The sequence below is a fragment of the Streptomyces sp. NPDC006339 genome, assembly GCF_040612775.1.
GTDB lineage: Bacteria > Actinomycetota > Actinomycetes > Streptomycetales > Streptomycetaceae > Streptomyces.
In genome coordinates this window covers 1-21,871 of the sequence record NZ_JBEXQW010000052.1, presented here as the reverse complement: position 1 = coordinate 21,871, position 21,871 = coordinate 1, and the positions used below count along the sequence as shown (strand labels likewise).

At 74.3% G+C, this 21,871-nt stretch carries 16 protein-coding genes; 10 read left to right on the top strand and 6 right to left on the bottom strand.

Annotated elements, in window-relative coordinates; all coding sequences use genetic code 11:
* The first annotated feature begins 137 nt into the window (after positions 1-137).
* Positions 138-1,052 (top strand): RICIN domain-containing protein, encoded by a 915-nt coding sequence (locus tag ABZ135_RS31755; protein ID WP_356700643.1) that lies wholly within the window; start codon positions 138-140, stop codon positions 1,050-1,052.
* A gap of 182 nt (positions 1,053-1,234) precedes the next feature.
* On the opposite strand, the gene ABZ135_RS31750 is transcribed toward ABZ135_RS31755, so the two are convergent.
* Positions 1,235-2,740 carry a family 43 glycosylhydrolase gene (locus ABZ135_RS31750; protein ID WP_356700641.1) on the bottom strand — a complete coding sequence of 502 codons (1,506 nt, stop codon included), beginning with the start codon at positions 2,738-2,740 and terminating at the stop codon, positions 1,235-1,237.
* 530 nt (positions 2,741-3,270) lie between these two features.
* Between ABZ135_RS31750 and ABZ135_RS31745 the strand changes: the two genes are divergently transcribed.
* From ABZ135_RS31745 to ABZ135_RS31735, 3 genes are all read left to right on the top strand, one after another.
* On the top strand, positions 3,271-4,260 hold the full coding sequence (locus tag ABZ135_RS31745) for a hypothetical protein (RefSeq protein ID WP_356700639.1): 990 nt from the start codon (positions 3,271-3,273) through the stop codon (positions 4,258-4,260).
* A gap of 207 nt (positions 4,261-4,467) precedes the next feature.
* Positions 4,468-4,923: a peptidase inhibitor family I36 protein gene (locus ABZ135_RS31740; RefSeq protein ID WP_356700637.1), complete on the top strand. Its 456-nt coding sequence runs from the start codon at positions 4,468-4,470 to the stop codon at positions 4,921-4,923.
* Positions 4,924-5,086: 163 nt separating this feature from the next.
* Positions 5,087-5,743, top strand: a complete 657-nt coding sequence (locus tag ABZ135_RS31735) for a lysophospholipid acyltransferase family protein (RefSeq protein WP_356700690.1) — start codon at positions 5,087-5,089, stop codon at positions 5,741-5,743.
* A gap of 330 nt (positions 5,744-6,073) precedes the next feature.
* On the opposite strand, the gene ABZ135_RS31730 is transcribed toward ABZ135_RS31735, so the two are convergent.
* The gene (locus ABZ135_RS31730; protein ID WP_356700688.1) at positions 6,074-6,847 is read right to left on the bottom strand and encodes a pyridoxamine 5'-phosphate oxidase family protein; all 774 of its coding nucleotides are present in this window, start codon (positions 6,845-6,847) and stop codon (positions 6,074-6,076) included.
* A 59-nt stretch (positions 6,848-6,906) separates the two neighbouring features.
* Complete coding sequence (locus ABZ135_RS31725; protein WP_356700635.1) at positions 6,907-8,001, bottom strand: globin domain-containing protein; 1,095 nt, start codon at positions 7,999-8,001, stop codon at positions 6,907-6,909.
* Between the two features lie 767 nt (positions 8,002-8,768).
* On the opposite strand from ABZ135_RS31725, the gene ABZ135_RS31720 reads away from it, so the two are divergent.
* The 4 genes from ABZ135_RS31720 to ABZ135_RS31705 all read left to right on the top strand — a co-directional run bounded on the left by ABZ135_RS31720 (position 8,769) and on the right by ABZ135_RS31705 (position 16,136).
* Complete coding sequence (locus ABZ135_RS31720; protein ID WP_356700633.1) at positions 8,769-10,937, top strand: SpoIIE family protein phosphatase; 2,169 nt, start codon at positions 8,769-8,771, stop codon at positions 10,935-10,937.
* Positions 10,934-13,435, top strand: coding sequence for a SpoIIE family protein phosphatase (locus ABZ135_RS31715; RefSeq protein WP_356700631.1), 2,502 nt, complete (start codon positions 10,934-10,936; stop codon positions 13,433-13,435). Before ABZ135_RS31720 ends, ABZ135_RS31715 begins: the two co-directional genes overlap by 4 nt.
* Before the next feature lie 76 nt (positions 13,436-13,511).
* Positions 13,512-14,684 (top strand): polysaccharide pyruvyl transferase family protein, encoded by a 1,173-nt coding sequence (locus ABZ135_RS31710; RefSeq protein WP_356700629.1) that lies wholly within the window; start codon positions 13,512-13,514, stop codon positions 14,682-14,684.
* Positions 14,685-14,726: 42 nt separating this feature from the next.
* A complete protein-coding gene (locus ABZ135_RS31705) occupies positions 14,727-16,136 on the top strand; it encodes an FAD-dependent oxidoreductase (RefSeq protein WP_356700627.1) in 1,410 nt (469 codons plus the stop codon).
* A gap of 43 nt (positions 16,137-16,179) precedes the next feature.
* On the opposite strand, the gene ABZ135_RS31700 is transcribed toward ABZ135_RS31705, so the two are convergent.
* Positions 16,180-16,788: an SGNH/GDSL hydrolase family protein gene (locus ABZ135_RS31700; protein ID WP_356700625.1), complete on the bottom strand. Its 609-nt coding sequence runs from the start codon at positions 16,786-16,788 to the stop codon at positions 16,180-16,182.
* A 236-nt stretch (positions 16,789-17,024) separates the two neighbouring features.
* Here ABZ135_RS31700 and ABZ135_RS31695 point away from each other — a divergent pair, with 236 nt between their 5' ends.
* Both ABZ135_RS31695 and ABZ135_RS31690 read left to right on the top strand, forming a co-directional pair.
* Entirely contained in the window at positions 17,025-18,344 is a 1,320-nt protein-coding gene (locus ABZ135_RS31695) for a cytochrome P450 (protein ID WP_356700623.1), read from the top strand.
* 6 nt (positions 18,345-18,350) lie between these two features.
* Entirely contained in the window at positions 18,351-18,611 is a 261-nt protein-coding gene (locus tag ABZ135_RS31690) for a ferredoxin (protein ID WP_356700621.1), read from the top strand.
* Here the strand turns inward: ABZ135_RS31690 and ABZ135_RS31685 are convergent.
* Positions 18,583-19,380 (bottom strand): polysaccharide deacetylase family protein, encoded by a 798-nt coding sequence (locus tag ABZ135_RS31685; protein WP_356700619.1) that lies wholly within the window; start codon positions 19,378-19,380, stop codon positions 18,583-18,585. The two genes, ABZ135_RS31690 and ABZ135_RS31685, sit on opposite strands and share 29 nt — an antisense overlap.
* Positions 19,381-19,571: 191 nt before the next feature.
* On the bottom strand, positions 19,572-21,871 hold a 2,300-nt coding region (locus ABZ135_RS31680; RefSeq protein WP_356700617.1), incomplete at its 5' end, for a TIM-barrel domain-containing protein.

Below are 21,871 nucleotides of genomic sequence, written 5' to 3'. Positions count from 1 at the left end.
TCCTCCGGGAGAGTGGTTCCGTTTGTCACCAAGATCCGCCTCGCTCTAGGGTCTGGCCTGCCGGAACAGCTTCCGCCCCTCCCCCGGGGCCGGTTGACCGCCCCCTCATGTGCCGCCCGGAACAGAAGGACGCCGCCATGGCCACCGACCGGCGTGACGACGAGGATCCGGCCCGCGCGTTGGGCCGGGCCCTGCGTGACCTTCAGCGGCGCTCCGGATGCACCCTGCGCTCCCTGGAGACCAGCGTCCGCATCAGCGACTCGTCGCTGTCCCGCTATTTCCGCGGCACGACCGTCCCGCCGTGGGGCACCGTGCGCGACCTGTGCGAGGCCCTCGGCGGCGACCCGGCCGCGTACCGGAGCCTGTGGGAGGCCGCCGACCGCGGCCAGCGCCGGGCCGTCGTCCAGGCGCCGCCCCCGGACGACGGCCCTCCGCCCGAGGCGCGCGGGTCACGCGGAGAGCGCGGGCAGCACGAAGAGCCGGGAGAGCGGGGAGAGCAGAGGTGGCGGGGAGAGCAGAGGGAGCGGGGAGGGCTGGGGCGGACGGTGTGGGGACTGACCGGGGTCGTGCTCGGGGTGGCGCTCGGCGCCACCGGCGCCGTACTCCTCCGGCCGGACGCCCCGGCGTACCCGTCGACCGCCGGGGAGCACGCGCCGGTGGCGGCGCGCGGCGCGACCGCCGGGCGGCCCGACGCCCCCAGGATCTTCGTGAGCCGCGCGACGGGTGCTTGCCTCGACGACAGCCTCGACCAGGGCACGCGCTCCTACGCGTGCAACGGACTGCCGTACCAGCGCTGGACCGTCCACACCACGGCGGACGGCAGCGTGCAGCTCAGGAACCACGCCACGGGAGAGTGCCTGGACCACGACCCCGGCGGCGACCTGCGGACGGTGGCGTGCGGCCCGTCGTCGTCCCAGCGGTGGACCGTGAGCGCGCGGGACGAGGCGGCGGTCGAGATCAGGAACGCCACGACCGGTCGCTGCCTGGACGACGGCGCGGAGGGCCTGCGTCCGCTGCCGTGCGACCGGACCAAGGGCCAGCAGTGGGCCTGACCCCGGGCCCGACGCCGCCGGGGCCGGCGCACCGCACCTGAACCTCCGGACCTGATGCCGATGCTGGCCCTCGGACCTGATGCCGACGCCGCCCTCGGGCCTGACGTCCGCCCGTACGCCGAACAGCGCGGGCCCGGTGGCCGCCCGACCAGCGGCCGGACGGTCACGCGGTCCCGCCGCCTCTACGCCACCTCCACGGCGTCCAGTTCGGTGAAGCGCTCCCCCTTCCCCAGACGGAGCGTGTTCCATCCCGCGCGCAGTTCCACCGTCACCTCGCGCCGCTGCCAGGCGTCCCAGCCTGTGTACGGGTAGTCGACCGTGCCCGCTGGCGCGCCGTTCACCGTCAGCGTGTGGCTCGCGGGCGCCGGTGCGCCGACGGCGTCGAGCGAGCCGTTGCCGTAGCGCACGCTCAGGGTGTGGGGACCCGAGGCGGCGGCGAAGACCCGGAACTCCACGAAACTGTCGGGCTCGTCGATGTGCCCGACGGCCCGGCCGCCCCACGCGTCCCTCGCGTCGCGGACGGTCGCCCGGTGCACCTGGGCGAGCTCCGCCTCGTACGGCACCCGGCTGCCGCGGACGACCGGGCGGCCGCCGGCGCCGTCGGCGAAGCCCAGGTCGGCGAGGTGGAGCACCCGGCGCGCGCGGTCGGCGCTGTGGCCGTGGAAGAGGATCCGGTCCCGTCCGTCGGGCCCGGTCACGACGTCCTGGCCGCCCGGTCCAGCGACCGCTCCCCCGAAGGACTCGGTGGTCATCAGGGGCGTCTCCCCCTTCACATACGGGCCGGTCAGGGCGTCGGCGGTCGCCCAGCCCGTCGCGTAGGCGTCGCCGCGGTAGTCGCCGGCCGAATACAGCAGGACATAACGGCCGTTCCGCCGTACGAGCGTGGGCGCTTCGACGAGGCCGCCCTCCCAGGCGCGGTCCTGCTTGAGCAGGCGGACCGGTTCCCCGAGGACGCGGGTGCCGTCCCAGGAGACGCGCTGCAGGTGGATCCAGGTGTCCTGACCGCAGCAGTTGCCGTCACTCTTCCAGAGCAGGTAGCGGCTGCCGTTCTCGGTGTGGCTCGACGCGTCGATCGCGCCGCCCGCCTCGGTCGGGCACACCAGCGCGCCGTCACCGGCCGGCCGGAACGGCCCCTCCGGGGAGGCCGCCAGGGCCGCGCCGATGCACTGACGGCCGCCGGCCCGGTCGCGGGCCGTGTACTGGAGGGTGAATCCGTCTCCGTTGTCGAAGACCTCGGGTGCCCAGACGTGGTTCGGCGGATCGAGCGTGGCCCATGCGCCGAGCTCGGGCAGCACGTCCTTCTCGTCGACCGTCCAGTGGACCAGGTCGGTGGAGGTGGCGTGCCGGACGTTCCGGCCGTGGGCGTTCGTCGCGTAGGCGTGGAAGACGCCGCCGACCCGCACGACGTCCGGGTCTGCGAAGTCCTGGTCGAGGACGGGGCTGAGCGGCCCGCGTGCGGGTGCCTTGGCGGATACGGGTACGGGGGCGGGGGCGGCCGACGCGGAGGGGGCGGCGCCGGCGGGGAGCGCGGCGAGGCACAGGGCGACGCCGAGCGCCGTGAGGGCGACGGCCCCCGGGCGGGGCGCGGCCCGCGAACGGCCCGTCAGTTGGCGTGCGCTGCGGAGGAGTCCGCCTTCGCGCCGGTCGCGGTGGTGGTCGTGGTCGTGGTGGTCGTGGTGATGGTCCACGGATCCGTGCTCCTTCGGTGGGGGGCGTGGCGCCTCGCGGACGACGACGTCGTCGACGACGACGGGCTCCAACGACGTTCCTCGCCGTCTCGCCGTCTCGCCGGCTCCTTGTCTCCGCCCGCCGCGCCGTACGGAGGCGCGGGGGCACACCACGAGAACGACGCCGTCGCCGCCGCGTTGCGCGACCGCGGCGGGCGGCTCGGGTCTCCGTGCCACGGGCGTCACGACCGCCGTCCCAGGGCTCCGTCCCGGGCCTGCTCCTGTCCCGGGACAGCAAGGTTTCCGCAGGTCGGAGGGGTGGGAATCCCGACTTCGCCGAAGCGGCCGGGACACGCTTGCCAGCCGCTTCCGGACCGGCACAGACTGCGGTTGTCCGGCCACGGGCCACGGCGCCGTTCGACGGCGACACCCCACCGGTACGCCCCGCGTCCCGTCGGCGCGGCTCCCCTCACGCCTCGTCATGACCGCACCGCCGTCACCGTGTCGGTCTCGACGCAGCGCTCCCCCACACCCTCGCCCAGGAGACTCCCATGCCTCGTGCCAGCCGTGCCCGCCGCCCGCTCCTCACCACCACCGTGGCACTCACGGGCGCCGCACTCGCCCTCGCCGCGGCGATGCTGAGCGGACCGGACAGACCGGATGGACCTGGCCCGGCCGATCGCGCCTCCCCCGTACTCCCGGGCGTCGGCCGGGCGCCCACCGCGGACGACCGGCTGCTGCACGACGCCGAACAACTGCTGCTGCGCGACTGCATGCGCCGGCAGGGCTTCACGTACCACGTCTTCCCGCTCGACGACGATCCCGGGATCGACGCCTTCGTGTACGTGCTGGACGACGCGGCCTGGGCCCGGCGGCACGGGTACGGCGCCGAGCTGCGGCGCCGGCAGGTCGCCCGGGCCCGGAGCGACCCCAACCGCGCCTACTTCGCCGCCCTTCCGGCCGACCGCAGGGCCGCGGCGCTGGTCGCCGCCAACGGCCCGTCGCCGGACGGTCCGACCGTGCGCCTGCCGGGCGGTGGAACGCTGCGGCGCAGCGACCGCGGCTGTGTCGCCGAGGCTCAGCGGCGGCTGTACGGGGACCTCGGCGCCTGGTTCCGGGCCTCGACCCGGGTGGAGGCGCTGGAGCGGATCCGCCGCGGTCGCGTCACCGACGACCCCGCGTACCGCGAACGGCTCGACGGCTGGCGGCAGTGCATGGGGCGCGCCGGGCACGCGTTCGCGACTCCGGCCGCCGCCCGCGCCGCCGCGCTGTCGGTCACCCGGCCGCCGGCCAGGGACCGCGAGATCGCGCTCGCCCTGGCGGAGGTGCGGTGCGCCGGGGAATCGGGCCTCGCCCGCACGGCTCGGCGGCTCGACGACCACCACGGCACGCTCCTGGCCCGCGAGTACCGCGCGGACGTCGAGGCGCGTGAACGGCTGAGGGCCGCCGCACTGCCCCGCGCCCGCCAGGTCGTGGACGCGGTCCCGACCTCACCCCGGCCCGAGCCGCCCAAGTCGCCCGAGCCGCCCGAGCGGGTCTGAGCCGGCCACCCGGGTCGCGGGCCCCGCCTCGTCCGGCCTGGCCCGACCTGGTCGCACAGCCTGAGCCGGCCGCCCGGCTCGCCGGCCCTCTCCCCCTCCCGCCCCCTCGACTCCGCCGTGTGCCCCTGGCCTTGGGGCGTCCGGCGGTCCGACGGCCGCGCCGCACACCGCGGTACGGCCCCACCACCACCATGAAGGAGAACCACCATGCGTCTCACCCGCGCGTTCGTGACGGCCTGCACCGTCGCCGCTCTCACCCTGCTGACCGCTCCCGGGGCCGGCGCCAGCGCCGCCGTCTCCGAGGCCGCCGCTCCCCCGGCCGTGACGGCGCCCGCCGCCGTACCCGCCCCGGACGGGTTCCTCTACGCCTGGGAGCACCCGCACGCCGGCGGATTCCACTGCCGGTGGAACGCGAACAACGCCAACTGGGCCGGCTGCCGCAACAAGGTCTCGGACGTGTGGAACAACGGCTTCCCCGGCCGCGCCGAGGACGTCCGGCTCTTCTACGGTCTGGACTGGACCGGCTCGTGGGTCTGCCTCCACCAGGGCCACTCCATCCCGGACCTCGGTCTGTCGGGGCTGAGGTTCTTCGGCCAGGGCGCGGGCAAGGGCCAGTTCGTCAACGACAACGTGTCCTCACACGACTGGGTCGACGCCTGCTGACGCGTCCCGCCCCACGGCGCCGGTCCGGCGGGTCGCTCCGCCGGGCCGGCGCTCGCGTTGAGTACGGGCCCGGCCGGCGGGTGAGTAGCGGAGCTCAGGCCGTGGGGGCCGCCCGCCTCGGACCATGAGGGCACATCCGGTCGCCGACCTCGGGGAGAAGCACGTGCTCAGCCGTATCGCCAGGACCCTGGTACCCACCGTGGGCCGCCTCGCCGTGACCACGGACCCGCGCGTCGAACTCGCCCCCGGCAGCATCGTCGTCGCCAACCACACCTCGCTCGCCGATCCGGCGATCGTCCTCGCGGCGCTGCACCGCCTCGGCATCGAGCCGGTCGTCGCGGCGACGGCGGGCCTCTGGCGCGTCCCCTGGCTCGGGCCCGCGCTCGCCCGCGAGGGCCACATCCCCGTGCACCGCAACAGCACTCGCGCCGCCGACGCCCTCGACCTCGCCGCGGCGGCGCTCGGCGAGGGACGGATCGTGCTCATCTACGCCGAGGGCGGCCTCCCCCGGCGCAAGGACGCGGGCGAGGCCCCGCCGGAGCCCTTCCGCACCGGCATCGCCCGCCTGACCGACCGCACCGGGGCCCCGGTCGTCCCGATCGGTCAGGCGGGTGCGCGCCGCGTCGTCTCGGGCGGTACGGCCAAGCAGGTGGCCGGGCTCGCCACCGCGCCGCTGCGGCGGCCGGGGCTGCACGTCCACGTCGGGACGCCGCTGCTGCTGACCGGCGACGGCGCGACGCGTACGGCCCAGGCCCACGCCGCGGTGACGACCGCCTGGCGCACGGCCGTGGACCGGCTGACGGCACGGGCCGCGGCGTAGCAGCACGCGGGCCGCTGCTGTTCACCCGCCGGGAAGGAGCGCCTGGACCGCTGTCCTTCGCCCGCCGCGTAGGGGCGCGTACGAGCGTTGCCGTTCACCGGCCGCGTGTGGGGCGCGCGGACCTCTGCCCCTCGGCCGCCGCGAAGGGGCGCGCACGAGCGTTGCCGTTCACCGGCCGCGTGCGGGACGCACGAACCGCTGCCCCTCGGCCGCCGCGTCACAGCGCGGGGACCGCTGCCGTCCGCCCTCCGCGCAGGAGCGGACGAACCGCCGCCGTTCACCCGCCGCGTACGAGCACCCGGGCCGCTGCCCTTCGCACCCCCCGCTCCGTCACTCCGTGCTTCGGCTGAACCAGCCGCTGAACGTCCGGGTGCCGGCCGCCGAGTCCGCCTTCGCCAGGACCGTCTCGGCCGCCGCGCGCCAGGTCTGCGCGTCGGCCTGCCAGGTCGCCGTTTCCGGGCGGGGCGGCGGCAGGAAGGGGCCGCGCTCCGGGGCCTCGGCGGCCGCGCCGAAGAAGTCGCCGCCCTTGCGCTTGACGTCGTCCGTGCCCCAGGGCCGGTCCGGGCCGCGTGCGGGGACCTTCTGGAGGTGCGGAATGTGCTTGGCGCAGTGGATGTACGCCTCGTCGACGGTGATCTCGACCCAGACGACGGCCCGCCGGCCGGGCACCGGGTCGACGGGGAGGCCGGCGTCGGGGCGGGCCCGGCGCATCTCGTCGTCGGCGAGGACCCTGGCCCGGCCGTTGACGTGGAGGCCGATGCGGTCGCGGAGGAAGTCGACCATCAGGACGCCGACGTGCGGGTTCTCCTCGATGTTGCCGAGGCTGGCGTGCACGCCGTTGCCCCGGTACTCGGGATAGGCGAGCGTCCTGTCGTCCAGGACGTGGAGGAAACCGGGCGGGCCGGCGCGGAAGGTGCTGTCGCAGGCTCCGTGGCGGTCGGCGGTGGCCAGGAAGAACATCTCCTGCCGGGCCGTGAACTCGCGCATGCGGTCGTTCAGCCGGTCGAGGACCTGTTCGGCGTAGAAGCGGTCGGCGCGCTCGGTGCTGCCGAGGCGCCGTTGGACGAGGTGTTCGCCGTCGCTGCCCGGACGGGTGGTGCGCAGGGGCGCCGTCGCCCCCGGCCCGGTCGGTTCGAAGGTTCTCGGGTCCTGCTGGAAAGTGCTCACGTGGTTGCCCCGACCAGTTCCTCTATGGAGTCGTGTCGTATGCGGTGGGTGGGGATGCCGACGCCCATCAGGGCCTCGACACCGCGGCGGATCATTCCGGGCGGGCCGGACAGGTAGGCGTCGTGGGTGTGCCACGGGCCGTGTTCGCGGATGGCGTCGGGCAGTCCGCCGGTGGGCAGGCCGCCGGGGGCGTCGTCCAGGACGGGGCGCACCGAGAGCCAGGGGTGCGACTGCCGCAGCCGGAGCATCGTCTCGATGTCGTACAGGCCGTCGTTCTCGCGGGCGCCGTAGAAGACGTCGACGGTGCGGCGGCGGCCGTGCCGGGCGACGTCCTCGACGAGGGCCTTGATGGGGGCGATGCCGGTGCCGCCGCCGAGGCACAGCAGCCCGTTGTCGGAGTTGTGGTCCACGGTCATGGAACCGGCCGGCGGGCCGAGCCGGATGACGTCGCCCGGGCGGGCTCGGTGCACGAGCGCGTTGGAGACCCAGCCCGCCGGAACGGCCTTGACGTGGAAGGACAGCAGGCCGTCGGAGCGGGGCGCGGAGGCGAAGGAGTAGTGCCGCCAGACGCGCGGCCACCACGGGGTCTCCAGGGCGGTGTACTGCCCGGCGAGGAAGGGATAGGGCTGGTCGGGCCGCACGGTGACGACCGCGATGTCCGCCGTCCGCATCTCGTGGGCGACCACCTCCGCCTGCCACCAGGCGGGCGAACGGAGTTCGTCCTCGGTCGCCGCGTCGATCATGATCTGGGAGATCGCGGTGTACGCGGCCACCCAGGCGGCCTCGGTCCTCGGCCCCCAGACGGCGGGCGCGTAACGGGTGAGGGCCCCGATCAGGGCCTCGCCGACGGCCGGGTAGTGCTCGGGGCGGGTGCCGTACTTCCGGTGACCGCGCCCGAGGTGGGTCAGGTACGTGGTCAGGGTGGCGGTGTCGTCGGCGTGCGTTGCGGCCGTGAGCAGCGCCTTGAAGAGACGGTCCCGCTGGGTGTTCATGGCCGCCGGGAAGAGGTCCCGCAGCTCGGGGTGGCGGAGGAAGAGCAGGGCGTAGAAGTACGAGGTGACCTGGTCGGCGATCGGCTCGATCTCGGCCATGGTGCGGCGCAGGAGCGCCGCGTCCGAGGTGTCCGAGGCGTCCGAGGTGGCCGAAGCGGCCGGGGTGCCCGGGAAGCCCGGGGAACCCGGCTCCTCCGGTGGGCGGGGCGCCTGGGGCGCCCGGTGCGCGGAGGGCGCCGGGTTCGGCGTGCCGGCCCCGTTCGGCGCAGGCGTCGCGTGCGGCGTGTTCGTCGTGCTCGGCGTATGCGTCGTGTCGGGCCTGTTCGGTGTGAAGGCGTGCCACCGGGCGGACGGGTCCGGTGTACGGGAGGTGTCCGGCGCGGCCGGCGGGGCCGGTCTCGGGGACGCCCCGGGCGCGGGGGACGAACCGGATCCTGCGGACGGGCCTGATCCTGCGGACGGACCCGGTCCGGCGGACGGGTGGGGTCCCGTGGACGTGCCCGGCGCGTGGGGTGCGTCCGGCGTGGTGGACGGGTCGGACGTCCGCGGCGGGTTCCGTGTGAACCAGCCGCTGCCTTGGCCTTCTCCGCCGGACGGCGGAGTGGTGGGAGCTTCCATCGGTGTGCCTCGCCTCGAATTGCCTCGCCTTCACGCCCACCTGTTCCAGGGCGGCCCGACCATACATCGGTGCTCTGAAGTCTCCGGACACCGGCGCTCGACCGCCCGTTCGAGGTGATCTTGCTGGTCAGGAAGGGGTTACTGACGAGTTGGTAGAAAGCGCATCGATGTTCGACACCCTGCGGCCGGGGCAATCCCCAACGGAAAAGTCACGTGACCGACAGAACTCCTTCACATCCTCCCGGCGAATGCCCGGACGACTGGCGGTCCGCTCCCGCGGCGCGATGATGGAGAGGATGAGCGCGGCGGCCCTTCCCCCTCCCGGCCCGGACCCGGCGAACGGTGAGCTCGCCGTGGAACCCGGCGGGCTCCTCGACGTACTGGGAGTGGCCGCCGTCGTCCTGGACGCTTCGGGGCGCATCGTCCTGTGGAGCCCCCAGGCGGAGACGATCTTCGGCTACCCGGCGCACGAGGCCCTCGGCCGGCCGGCCGCGCGGCTGCTGGTCGAGGAGCGGCACCGGGACCGGGTGCTGGCCCTGTTCGAGCAGGTCATGTCGGGCGGCGGCCCCTGGGCCGGTGTCTTCCCGGTGCGTCACAAGGACGGCCGTACGATCCCGGTCGAGTTCCGCAACACCCGTCTCCTCGACTCCCAGGGGCGCCGCTACGCGCTCGGCCTGGCCACGGACGGGGCCACCGTCCGACGGGTGGAGCAGGACCTCGCCCTGTCCTCCCGGCTGGTCGCCCATTCGCCGATCGGCCTCGCGGTCCTGGACATGGATCTCCGGTTCGTGCTGGTGAATCCGGCGATGGAACGGATCGCCGGCCGGAGCGCCGACGCCCATCTGGGCCGTACGTTCCGCCAGGCGGTGGCGACCCCGGACGCGGACATGGTGGAGTCGGCGCTCCGCGAGGTGCTGGAGACGGGGGCTCCCCTGCTGTCCCGGAGCGTGCGGGGCCCCTTGCGTCCCGGCGGGCGACAGCAGATCTGGTCGATCTCGCTCTACCGTCTGGAGACCTCGGCGCAGCGGGTCGTCGGTGTCGCGGCCTCGGTCGTGGACATCACCGACCAGCACCACGCCGCTCGGGCGGCCGCGCGGGCCAGGCGCCGGCTCGCGGTGATCGCGGACGCCTCGGAGCGGGTGGGGACCACGCTCGACCTGGACCTGACCGCGCACGAACTGGCGGACCTGGTGGTGCCGGAGTTCGCCGACATCGCGGCGGTAGACGTCCTGGAGGACATCCTGAGCGGTCCGCATCACGGGGGGACGCGCACCTCGGGTCCGGCGGTGTTCCGCGCGCTCGCGGTGAAGGCCGCGTACCCCACTCCGGCGGAGGAGGCGGCCGACCCGGTCGGCGAACCGGCCCGATACGGCGCCGAGCGGCTGGTCACGCAGTGCGCCCGCACCGGCCGGCCGGTGCTCGTCGAGCGCGTCACCGACGACGACCTGACCCGCATCGCCCGGGCCGACTCCGCCGCCCGGCTCCTCCGGCAGGCCGGCGTCCACTCCTATCTGGCCGTGCCGCTGCGGGCCCGGGGCGTCGTCCTCGGTGTGCTGGACCTCAAACGGGCCCGCAACTCCCTGCCCTTCGACCGGGACGACGTCCTGCTCGCCGGGGAGCTGGCGGCCCGGGCCGCCGTGGCCATCGACAACGCCCGCTGGTACCGGCACCAGAGCCAGGCGGCGCTCGCCCTGCAGCGCCATCTGCTGCCGCACGGACCGGCCCGGCTGAACGGGCTCGACGCGGCCTACCGCTATCAGCCGGCGTCCGCGGCGGTCGAGGTCGGCGGCGACTGGTTCGACGCGATCCCGCTGCCGGGCGGCGAGACGGCCCTCGTGGTCGGCGACGTGATGGGCAGCGGCATCAACGCGGCGGCCACCATGGGGCAGGTGCGCACCGCGGCCCGCACGCTCGCCGCCCTCGGCCTGCCGCCGGCCGTGGTCCTCACCCATCTGGACCGCACGGTCGCCGGTCTGGACGAGGCGATGGCCACCTGTGTGTACGCGGTGTACGACCCCCGGCGGAGGATCTGCCGCCTCGCCAACGCGGGTCATCCGCCGCCCGTGCACGTCCCGGCGGGCCGGGCGCCCCGGCTGCTCGACCTGCCCACCGGCGCGCCGCTGGGGGTCGGCGGCGTCCCCTTCGAGACCGTGGAGATCGCCTTCGAGGCGGGCGACGAGCTGGTGCTCTACACGGACGGCCTGGTGGAGACGCGCGACCAGGACATCGACGTCCGGCTCGCGGCCCTCACCGACCTGCTCGCCCTGTCGTCCTCGCTCCCCCTGGAGCAGACCTGCGATCTGCTCCTGGGCGCGCTGCGCGGCCCGGACGACCACGACGACGTGGCGCTGCTGATCGCCCGTGCCCACGCCCTGGCGGAGGCCGAGGGCGGCGGCGGTGAGGAGGGGGCGCCGTGAGCGGCACGCCCCTGAGCGGCACGCCCTTCCCCGGTGACAGCCTCCCTCCCTTTCCGGAGGGCACGGCCGGGGTCCTGCTCGACGGGCGCGGCCGGATCAGCGGCTGGACCCCGGAGGCCGGGGCGCTCCTCGGCCGGTCCGCCGCCGAGGTCGTGGGCCGGCCGGCGCGTGCCCTGCTGGCGGATCCCGCGGCCTGGCCGACGCTGCTGGAGGCGTACGCGCGCGGAGCCCGGGGCGGCGAGGCGGTGCTGCGCTCGGGCCGGGGCGAGGACGTGCCCGTCGTCTTCCGCGTCTTCGCCCTCGACGGGGGCGGGACGGCGAACGGCGGTGACACCGGGAGCGGCGGAGGCGAGGGGGCGGCGGGCGACGGGGCGGGGTGCCTCGTCCTGGCCACGGCGGCGTCCCTGGCGGCCCGCTGGCACGAGGACCGCGCGTTCGTCAGGGAGCTCTTCCTCCAGGACCGGGTGGGGCTCGCGGTGTTCGACCCCGGGTTGCGGCTGCTGCGCACCAACACCCATCTGCTGCCGTACTCGGGGGTGCCGTCGGATCTGAGCGGCCGCCGGCTGGGGGACTTCCTGTGGCCGGGGGACGCGGAGGCGGTGGAGGAGAAGCTGCGCCTGGTCCTGCGGACGGGCCGGCCGCTGATCCGGGCGGAGGAGCTGCTGCGCACCGTGGAGGATCCCGCCGGCGGGGTGGTCATCGCGATCACGGCGTTCCGGTTGCAGGCTCCCGACGGGCAGGTGCTGGGTGTGACGGCGCTCTTCACCGACGAGACGGAGCTGCGTCGTTCGGGCGAGCGGCTGGCGCTGCTTCAGCATGCCACGGCCCGGGTCGCGGGGTCGCTGTCGGTCCGGGACACGGGCAGGGAGCTGGCCGCCGCGCTGGTGCCCGGCCTCGCCGACCTCGCCGTCGTGGAGATCGCGGAGGCGGTGTTCCTCGGCGAGGAGCCGGCCCCCGACCCGGAGGGACGGCTCCCTCTCCGCCGTACCGTCGTGGCGGGCCGGCCCGCGGACACCACCGGCGGCGAGGGTGCCGGCAGTTCCGGCGTAGGGGCGGCGGGGGTGGGGGTGGGCGGCTACCGGGTGGCCATGGAGGCTCCGCTGCGCGCCCGAGGGATCCTGCTCGGCCGGGTGTCCGTGGGACGGCACGCCGACCGCGGCCCGTACGAGGAGGCCGACCGGGACCTGCTGCGCGAGATCGCCGACCGTGCGGCGCTCGCCTTGGACAACGCCCGCCGCTTCACCCGGGAGCGGCGCGCGGCCGTCGGCCTCCAGCGCAGCATGCTGCCGCCCACGCAGACCGAGACGGCCGCCGCGACCACGGCGGGCGTCTACCTTCCCGCCGACACGACGACCGGTGTCGGCGGCGACTGGTTCGACGTGATCCCGCTGTCCTCGGGGCGGGTGGCCCTGGTGGTGGGGGACGTGGTCGGTCACGGGCTCGCGGCCACCGCCACCATGGGCAGGCTGCGCACGGCCGTCCGCACCCTCGCGGACCTCGACCTCGAACCGGACGAGCTGCTCACCCATCTCGACGATCTCGTCTCCCAGTTGCTCGCCGAACCCGAGGAGAGCGAGCACCACGAGGACCGGGACGGGGACCGGGACGAGGGCCGGGTCGATACCCCGGGCGAGGACCGGGACGAGGACGAGGACCGGGACGAGGACGAGGACGAGGACCACGGCTGGGGCGTCCGTCACGCCTCCTCCCCCACCGGTGCGACCTGCGCGTACGCGGTCTACGACCCGGTGACCCTGCGCTGTGTGGTGGCGTCCGCCGGCCATCCGCCGCCCGCCGTCGCGGACCCGGAGGGCCGGGTGGCGTACCTGCCGGTCGACCCGGGACCGCCCCTGGGCGTCGGCGGACTGCCGTTCGAGGCGACGGAGGTCGACCTGGCGCCGGGCAGCGTGCTCGCCCTCTACACCGACGGACTGATCGAAGGGCGGGACGGCGACCTGGACGGAGGCATGGCGGACCTCGCCGCCCGTCTCGCCCGCCCCGGCGCGCTCGCCCGACCGCTGCGGGAACTCGCCCGCGAGATCGTCGCGGGCCGCCCCGCCGACGGCCTCGCAGACGACGTGACGCTGCTGCTCGCCCGTACCCGGGCCGTGCCGGCGGAGGACGCGGCCTTCTGGACGATCGACGCCGATCCGGCGGCGGTCGGCACCGTACGGGAGGCGGCCACCGCCAAGCTGCACGCGTGGGGGCTGGAGGAGCTCGTGTTCACCACCGAGTTGGTGCTGAGCGAACTGGTCACCAACGCGGTCCGATACGCCGGCGGGCCGATCGAGGTACGGCTGATCCGCGCGGGCCGGCTGATCTGCGAGGTCTCCGACCCCAGCGCCACCCACCCCCGGATGCGCCGGGCGCGGCTGACCGACGAGGGCGGCCGCGGCCTCTACCTGGTGGCTCAGCTCACCACCCGCTGGGGCAGCCGCTACAGCCGCAGCGGCAAGACCATCTGGGCGGAGCAGGAGTTCCCGCCGCCGAGCGGCTGACCCGTCCCGAGATGCGTAAATCTCGCGATGGGGTGAACTGGTGTAGGAGTACGCGCACCGGGCACGAGAGGCGATCATGGGCGACGACAGCGCAGTCACCGTGGGAGTGCTGGGCTCCTACGGGGGACGGAACGTGGGCGACGAGGCGATCCTCACCGCCATGCTGGACCGCTTGCGGGCGGCCCGACCGGATGTCCGTGTCGTGGTCTTCTCCCGCAACCCCGACTACAGCCGCAGCGTCCGACCGGACGTCGAGGTGGTCGGCTGGGAGGGGCTGACGAGGGAACGGACCTCCGCGCACCTGCGGCGGCTCGACGTGCTCGTGCTGGGCGGCGGCGGCATCCTCTACAACACCGAGGCGCGCCGCTATCTGCGGCTGGTGCGCACCGCCCAGGGCTACGGCGTCCCCGTCTTCACGTACGCGGTGGGCGCGGGTCCGCTGACCGACGAGGTGGACTGCAACTGGGTCCGCACCACGCTCAGCGACGCGGCCGAGGTGACGGTCCGCGACGAGGAGTCGAAGGTGGTCCTCGAAGAGGCCGGCCTCGAGCGGCCCATCACGGTCACCGCCGACCCGGCGCTGCTGTTGCGGCCGGGTGACGGCGGGGAGGAGTTGCTGCGGGCCGAGGCGGTGCCGAGCGGGGTGCGGCTGGTCGGGATGAGCGTGCGGGAGCCGGGCCGTGCGGCCGAGCACCTCGACGAGGAGGGGTACCACCAACTGCTCGCCCATGTGGGTGACTTCCTGGTCAACCGGCTGGAGGCCCATGTCGTCTTCGTCCCGATGGAGCGCGACGACATCCGGCACGCGCACGCCGTGGCCTCCCACATGGCCGACGCGGGCGCGTGCACGGTCCTGCGGGGCGCCTCCCGTCCGCAGCAGGTGCTCGACATCGTCAAGCACCTGGATCTGGCCATCGGCATGCGACTGCACTTCCTGATCTTCGCCGCGCTGTCCGGGGTGCCGTTGCTGCCGCTGCCGTACGCGGGCAAGGTCTTCGACTTCGCCCAGCAGGTCGGCGCGCCCGCCCTGCGGGGTGTGGTGCGGGAGAACGTCGGTCTGCTCCTGGCCGAGGTCGACCGGCTGTGGGACGAGCGGCCGGCCCGTCTGGCCGAGACGGCCGCGCGGACGGCGGCGTTGCGGCTGCGGGCGGACGTGACGGCCGAACGCTTCCTGGCCTATCTGGACCGCATCGCTCCGCCGCCGCTGCTCTCCGATCCGTCGACACCGCCGCTGGCACCGGTCGGCTGACGCCGCCCGCCATCGTCCGCGTCCTGGCTCCCAGGAGATCATGTGACCTACCTGAATCCGCCCCGAGTCCCCCGGAACGTGGAGCTCCCGCCGCGGCAGGCGCTGCACGCGGGCTCCACCCAGGTGCTGGTCGTCGGCGGCGGGCCCGCCGGGATCGGTGCGGCTCTCGGCGCCGCCAACGCGGGTGCCGAGGTCATCCTGGTGGAGCGCTACGGCTTCCTGGGCGGCAACGCCACGGCCGCGCTCGTCATGCCGCTGATGAGTTTCCACAACGAGGTCAAGCAGGCCGTCGTCGGGGACGCCTCGCGGCTGCTGCCGCCCGACCACGGCGAGGGCGAGCCGGTCGTGGGCGGGGTGCTGCGGGTGCTGCTCGAACAGCTCGTGCGGGCCGGGGCGGCGATCCGGCCCTCGGTCGAGACCGGCTACACGGTGCCCTTCGACGCCGAGCTGTTCAAGCTGGTGGTGTACGACCTCCTGGAGACGCACGAGGTGCGCACGCTGCTGCACGCCTTCGCCTCCGGTGTCGTCCCCATGCCCGACCGGGCCCGGGCCGTGTTCGAGACCAAGTCCGGGCCGCTCGTCATCGACGCCGACGTGATCGTCGACTGCACCGGTGACGGGGACATCGCCGCGGCGGCCGGGGCCGCGTACGAGATCGGGCGCCCGGAGGACGGCTGGACCCAGCCCATGACGCTGATGTTCCGCATGGTCCGCTTCGACCAGGAGGAGTTCGCGGGGTACGCCCGGTCCCACCCGGACCAGTGGAAGGGCGTGCACGGTCTGTGGGACCTGGTCCGCGCGGCCACCGACGCCGGTGAACTGGACCTGCCCCGCGAGGACATGCTCTTCTTCGCCACCCCGAACACCGGCGAGGTCGCGGTCAACTCCACCCGGGTCACGGAGGTGCTGGGCACCAGCGTCTGGGACCTCACCCGCGCGGAGTTCGCGGCCCACCGCCAGATGGAGCAGATCGCCCGCTTCCTGCGCGGGCGCGTACCGGGCTTCGGACAGTCGTACGTGGTGCAGAGCGGGGTCCAGGTGGGGGTCCGCGAGACGCGCCGGATCCTGGGCGAGTACGAGCTCACCGGGGAGGACGTGCTGACGGCGCGCACCTTCGACGACGCCGTCGCCCGCGGCGCCTATCCCGTGGACATCCACAACCCGAGCGGCCGCGGCACCACGCTCCGACGGCTCCCGCGCGGCGCGTCGTACGACATCCCGCTGCGCTGCCTGGTCCCGAGGGACGTGGACCGGGTCCTGGTCGCCGGCCGCTGCATCTCGGGGGACCACGTGGCCCACTCCTCGTACCGCGTCATGCCGATCTCCATGGCGACGGGTCAGGCGGCCGGTGTCTGCGCCGCGCTCGCCTCGGCCGGGGGCCGGCTGCCCCGCGAGATCTCGGCCGACGCGGTCCAGCGGGAGCTGCGCTCGCAGGGCGCCAGCCTGCGGTGAGCCGGGACCGGTCCGGTCCCGGGCTCCCGTCCCCCGGTCCCGATCAGAGCGGATCCAGCTCGCCCAGGCCGAGGGTGCGCAGGGTGTGGTTCGCCATCCGCAGATGGCCGACGGCGTTGGGGTGCGCCGGGTCGTCGAGCCAGGGGATCGGGTCGTCCGAGCCAAAGTGCTCCCGCCAGTCGGCCTCGTGGTCGACCAGCAGCGCCCCGGTGTCCTCGGCGATCTCGCGCACCGCCCGGCAGTAGTCGGGCAGCGCGGCGCGGCGCTCCCGGCCCGAGGCGCTGACCAGGACGGGCGTGTGCAGGACGACCTGCGTCCGCGGACCGGCCGCGGCGACGATCCGGCGCATCGCGTCGTGGAACTCGGGCAGCCCGTCCGGTCCGGCGAGGCAGTCGTTGGTGCCGAGCGAGACGGACAGCACGTCGGGGGCGAACCGGCCGATCAGCCGCTCGTGGGCGGCGAGCACGTCCACGGCCCGCCACGCGGAGACACCGCTGTTGACCACGATGTCGGTCAGCCGGTCCAACTGCCAGCGGACCCGTTCCTGAAGGTGCTCCACCCAGCTCCGGGCGCCGTGGGTGTGCAGGACGCCCTGGGTGATGCTGTCCCCGGTCGCCACCCAGGTCATGGGGCCGTCCGACAGCCTGATCATGATGCTTCCCTTCCGTGCCGTTCGCCGCGCGTCCCTGATGAGCGCGGCGCCCGGTCGGTGGCTCATGCTGCCCGCTCAAGATCGCTCACGCAACGGCCGCGGAGGGGGTCGGCGCGATGGGGACGCATCACCGAGGCGCCATCACATGGCACCAGAATGACTTGCCATGGCGCCATAGTGGCGCCATGATGGCACGGACGGCATCACTTGTCTTCGCCTCTCCTCTGGAGGAAACCGTGCAGCACGAACCGTCCGCTCCCGACCTGCCCGCCGCCGAGCCGGTCACGCTTCCCACCCGGCGCGCCGCCGGCTGCCCCTTCGACCCGCCCGCCGGCCTGGCGGAGATACGCGAGCAGCGGCCGCTGGCCCGGATGACCTATCCCGACGGGCACGTCGGCTGGCTGGCCACCGGGTACGCCACCATCCGCGCGATCATGGGGGACCCGCGCTTCAGCTCGCGCTACGAGCTGCTGCACCACCCCTTCCCCGGCGGCCCCGAAGGCCCGCTCCCGCCGGCCCCGGTCGGGGACATGACCGGGATGGACGCGCCCGAGCACACCCGCTTACGGCGACTCCTCGCCGGCCGGTTCACCGTGCGCCGGATGCGGCGGCTGGCCGCGCGCGCCGAGGAGATCACCGCCGAGCACCTGGACGCGATGGAGCGCCGCGGGCCGGGCACGGACCTGGTGGAGGCGTTCGCGCGCCCTCTTCCCGCACTGATGATCTGCGAGTTGCTCGGGGTGCCCTACGCCGACCGCGAGCGCTTCCAGAACCACGCGCACACGCTCATGGCGATGGACGTGACGCTCGAGGAACGGCACGCCGCCTTCGCCGGGCTGCAGGACTACATGGTCGAGCTGGTCGCGGCCAAGCGGACGGCGGCCGGGGCGGCGAGTGCCGGGCCCTCCGGCGCCCCGGCGGGCGACCCGGACGGCGCCCCGGACGGGGACGTGGACGGCGACGTGGACGGGGACCTGCTGGGCGACCTGGCGCGGGACTCCGACCTCACCGACGAGGAACTGGTCGGCATCGGCGGCTTCCTGCTGGCCGCCGGGCTCGACACCACCGCCAACATGATCGCCCACGGCACGTTCGCGCTGCTCCGCAACCCGGCCCAGGCCGAGGCGCTGCGCACCGATCCGGACCTCGCTCCGCAGGCCGTCGAGGAACTGATGCGCTATCTGACGGTCGCCCACACCAGCGTGAAGTCCGCGCTGGAGGACATCGAGCTGGACGGGCGACTGATCCGGGCGGGCGAGAGCGTCACCCTCTCGTTCGAGGCGGCCAACCGCGACCCGGCGCGCTTTCCCGAGCCGGACGTCCTCGACCTGCACCGCAAGGCCACGGGACATCTGGGCTTCGGGCACGGCGCCCACCAGTGCCTCGGGCAGCAACTCGCCCGTGTGGAGCTGACGGTGGCGCTGCCCGCCCTGCTGAGGCGGTTCCCCACGCTGCGTCTCGCCGTACCGCCGGAGGAGGTGCCGCTGCGGACGGACATGAACATCTACGGCGTGCACCGGCTTCCGGTCACCTGGGACGACGGGGCCGAGGGCTGACCGGCGATGGACGTCCGTGTCGACCGCCACCGCTGCCTCGGTGCCGGGATGTGTGCCCTGACCGCGCCCGCCGTCTTCGACCAGGACGAGGACGAGGGGCTCGTCGTCCTCCTCGACGCCCGCCCCGCCGAGGACCGGCGCGCGGCGGTCCGCGTCGCCGCCGGAGTGTGCCCGGCGGCCGCCATCACCCTCACCGAGCGGGGCTCGGCCCCGGTCTCGCCCGAGGGCGGGAAGGGGGTCAAGGGGTCGTCCGCACCGGGAAGCTGAAGGTGCGTCCCTGGTCCTTCAGCCACGGCAGCACCTGACGCAGGGCGGCGACGGTCTGACGGCGGTCGCCGCCGCCGTCGTGGAAGAGGATCGTCGGCCCGTTGCCCAGTTCGGTCTTGACCGTCCGGACGATCGCGGCGGTGCCCGGCCGCTCGAAGTCCTTGGTGTCCACGTTCCAGCCCAGCGGCCGCATCCCCGCCGCGGCGGCGATCCGCCGGCTGTCCGGGGTGAAGGCGCCGCCGGGGGCCCGGTAGTACTCCACCTTCGCTCCCCCGGCCGCGTCCTCGATCATCTTCTTGCCCTGGAGTATCTGCTGCCGCTGGTAGGCGACGGGCTTCTTGTCCATCGTGGTGTCGTGGGAGACGGTGTGGTCGCAGAGCCGGTGTCCGTCGGCGACGACCCGCCTGACCAGGTCGGGGTGCTGCGCGGCCTGCGGGCCGACCATGCAGAAGACGGCCTTGACGCCGTGCTCCTCGAGGATGTCGAGCACCTTGGGGGTCCACCGCGGGTCGGGGCCGTCGTCGATGGTGATGTTGACCGCGTTCCCGCCCTTCTCGGCGGCGTGCGCGATGCTCTCGGGCGTCTTCACCGGGGGCACCCGGGTCGGCTCCTGGGCGCCGGCGGCCGGGGCCTGCCGCGTGGGCGTCGCCGCGTCCCCGGCGGCGGCCTCGGTGTCCGTCAGGACCGCGGCGCCCCATACCGCGACGCCGAGTCCGACCGCCGAAGCCGCCACGGCCATGCGCGCGGTGTACGTGCCCTTCAGCCCCATGGATGCCCACTCCCCGCAGGTTCTCGTCCGTCTCTGCACCGGAGGACGGGAAACGCGACGGGAAGGTTTCACTCCTTCGGCCCCTTGACGTGCTGTCATCTGTGCCGTTTCTCACCCAGGGACGCGTCTCCGGCCGGGCGGAGGGCCGGGCCCGGCCGGAGACGCGGACGACGTACGGCGCGTGCGCCGGGTCAGGCCGTGGGGGTCCAGCGCTGGGCCGCGCCGCCGGTGCAGGCGGCGAGTTCCAGCTTGGTTCCGTTGGCCGTGCCGGAGCGGACCGGGGCGAGGCAGCGGCCGCCGCTCGTCACCGAGAGCTCGGGTCCGAGCTGCCACTTCTGGGTCGCGGAGCCGTCGCAGCCCCGGATGGTGACGGTGCTCGCCGAACCGTCGAGGCAGACGCCGTCCTTGCCGGTGAGGGTGCCCGCGGAGGTGAAGGTCCACCGCTGGTTCGCCCCGCCGTGGCAGGTGTAGAGCGTCGGTTCGGTGCCCGGCGTGGTCGCGCTGTACGGCAGGTCGACGCAGCTCCCGGACGCTCCGTTGACCAGCGTCGCGCCGACGGGGAGCGGAACCGTCCTGCCCAGGGCGGAGATCTCGGCCGCGCTGGTCCAGGGGCCGCGCCCGCCGGCCTCCGTGAGCGCCCTCAGCTTCAGATAGCGGCCCCGTTTGGCGGCCGTGGCGACCGTCTTCTCCGTCGCGGTGTCGGCGAAGGTGCCCGTGGCGACGGGGCTGCCCCAGTCGCCGGTGGTCTCCGACACGTACACCTCGTAGCCGCCGATCCGGCCGTTGACACCGCCGTCCTGGCGCGGGAGGTAGCGGAGGCCGTCGACGTCGTAGCGGGCGCCGAGGTCGATCTGGATCTCGTGGGGCAGCGGTGCCGTCGTACCGGAGTAGGCGGTGTGCCACCGCGTGGCCGGGTCGCCGTCGATGGCGTTGGCCGCCGCGCCGTTCTCGGCCGAGGTCTCCTCGCTGTCGGCGCGGACGACCTTCCAGTCGGTCTTGGGGATCGGGGTGCCGGAGGTGCCCGCGACGGGGGTGCTGGGGAGCAGCGTCACGCCGGAGGCGGTGACGGTGAAGGCCGCGGACTTCGGTCCTGCCTTGATCCAGAGCGTGCCGGAGCGGTCGGCCGGGTCGAAGTACCAGCCGGAGGCGGCGGTGGCGTAGGCGCTCTTCGAGCTCAGCGCGGGCAGCGCGGTGCCGTCGACGGTGACGGCCGTCGGGGCGCCGGCCGCGTGGACGCTGAACTCGTAGCCGCGGGAGGCGGGCTTGCCGTCGTACGTGCCGGTGCTCGCGCCGACGGCGATGCGCACGTCGCCCGTGCCGGAGGCCGGGGCGGTGACGTCCACCTTCTGCTTGGCGTAGGCGCCGTTCTGGTACCGGCGGGTCAGGCCGTCGTCCTCGTAGAGGGTGAAGGTGGAGGAGCCGCGCGGGTAGATGTCGTAGGTGAGCGTGGAGACGGGCTTCTCGCCGGTGTGGTTCATCTGCGGCCACATGGGCACGATGCCCCCGCCCTTGACGAGGAGCGGCAGGGTGTCGAGCGGGGCGTCGTAGCCGTTGAGCCAGCCCGGTCCGCTGTACGTCCTGCCCGTCCAGTAGTCGGTCCAGGTGCCGGCCGGCAGGTAGATGCCGTCGCGGGTGGTGGTGTCCGAGACGACGGGCGCGACCAGGAAGGAGTCGCCGGACATGAACTGGCCGCTGGTCAGGTTGCCGCGCGCCACCGGGTTGTCCGGGTATTCGAGGACCATGGCCCGGGTGGAGGGGACGCCGGTCTCGTGGGCGACCCGGCTGGCGGAGTACAGGTAGGGCATCAGCCGCATCTTGAGCTTGAGGTACGTGCGGTTGATGGAGAGGTACGGGTCGGGGAACCGCCAGGGCTGCTTGTCCTGGTAGCCGGCCGAGGGGTTGGTGGGGCCCCAGCCCGACATGGTCATGAAGGCGGGGGTGAACGCCTTCCACTGGAGGTCGCGGACATAGGTCTTGGGGCTGCCGCCGAAGATGCCGTCGACGTCGCCGGAGGCGTAGTTGAAGCCGGACAGGCCGGCGCCCGTGATGGCGGGGACGTGCCAGCGCATGGCGTCCCAGGTGCCGGAGGTGTCGCCGGTCCAGACGACGGCGTTGCGCTGGGTGCCGGCCCAGCCGTCGACGGTCCACACGTAACGGCGGGCGTCGGAGTTCTTCTCGATGCCGTCGACGGCCTGCTGGACGCCGTCGAAGGCGTACTTGTAGCCGGAGCCGATCCACGCGACGTCGGTCTTGACCCCGCGGGTGCCGGCGGTGCCGACCTCCTGGCCGATGTTCGCGAGGCCGGTGGAGGTCCACAGTCCGGTCTGGAAGCCCCGTGCCTTGAGGGCGTCGACGGTGCTCTTGAGGGGTGCGGTGTAGCCGCAGCCGTAGCCGTCGTTGGGCAGGAACCAGCCGGAGGGCATGTCGGCAGGGGCGCGAGAATGGGGTGTGGCCCGGGTGTCCGGGCCGCGTGTGTGCGAGGAGGAGAAGG

Excerpts from the sequence above, each read along its gene's own strand:
- ABZ135_RS31755 (WP_356700643.1), top strand. The coding sequence starts at position 138 with ATGGCCACCGACCGGCGTGACGACGAGGATCCGGCCCGCGCGTTGGGC.
- ABZ135_RS31745 (WP_356700639.1), top strand. The coding sequence starts at position 3,271 with ATGCCTCGTGCCAGCCGTGCCCGCCGCCCGCTCCTCACCACCACCGTG.
- ABZ135_RS31740 (WP_356700637.1), top strand. The coding sequence starts at position 4,468 with ATGCGTCTCACCCGCGCGTTCGTGACGGCCTGCACCGTCGCCGCTCTC.
- ABZ135_RS31725 (WP_356700635.1), bottom strand. The coding sequence starts at position 8,001 with ATGGCCGAGATCGAGCCGATCGCCGACCAGGTCACCTCGTACTTCTAC.
- ABZ135_RS31720 (WP_356700633.1), top strand. The coding sequence starts at position 8,769 with ATGCCCGGACGACTGGCGGTCCGCTCCCGCGGCGCGATGATGGAGAGG.
- ABZ135_RS31710 (WP_356700629.1), top strand. The coding sequence starts at position 13,512 with ATGGGCGACGACAGCGCAGTCACCGTGGGAGTGCTGGGCTCCTACGGG.
- ABZ135_RS31700 (WP_356700625.1), bottom strand. The coding sequence starts at position 16,788 with ATGATCAGGCTGTCGGACGGCCCCATGACCTGGGTGGCGACCGGGGAC.
- ABZ135_RS31690 (WP_356700621.1), top strand. The coding sequence starts at position 18,351 with ATGGACGTCCGTGTCGACCGCCACCGCTGCCTCGGTGCCGGGATGTGT.
- ABZ135_RS31685 (WP_356700619.1), bottom strand. The coding sequence starts at position 19,380 with ATGGGGCTGAAGGGCACGTACACCGCGCGCATGGCCGTGGCGGCTTCG.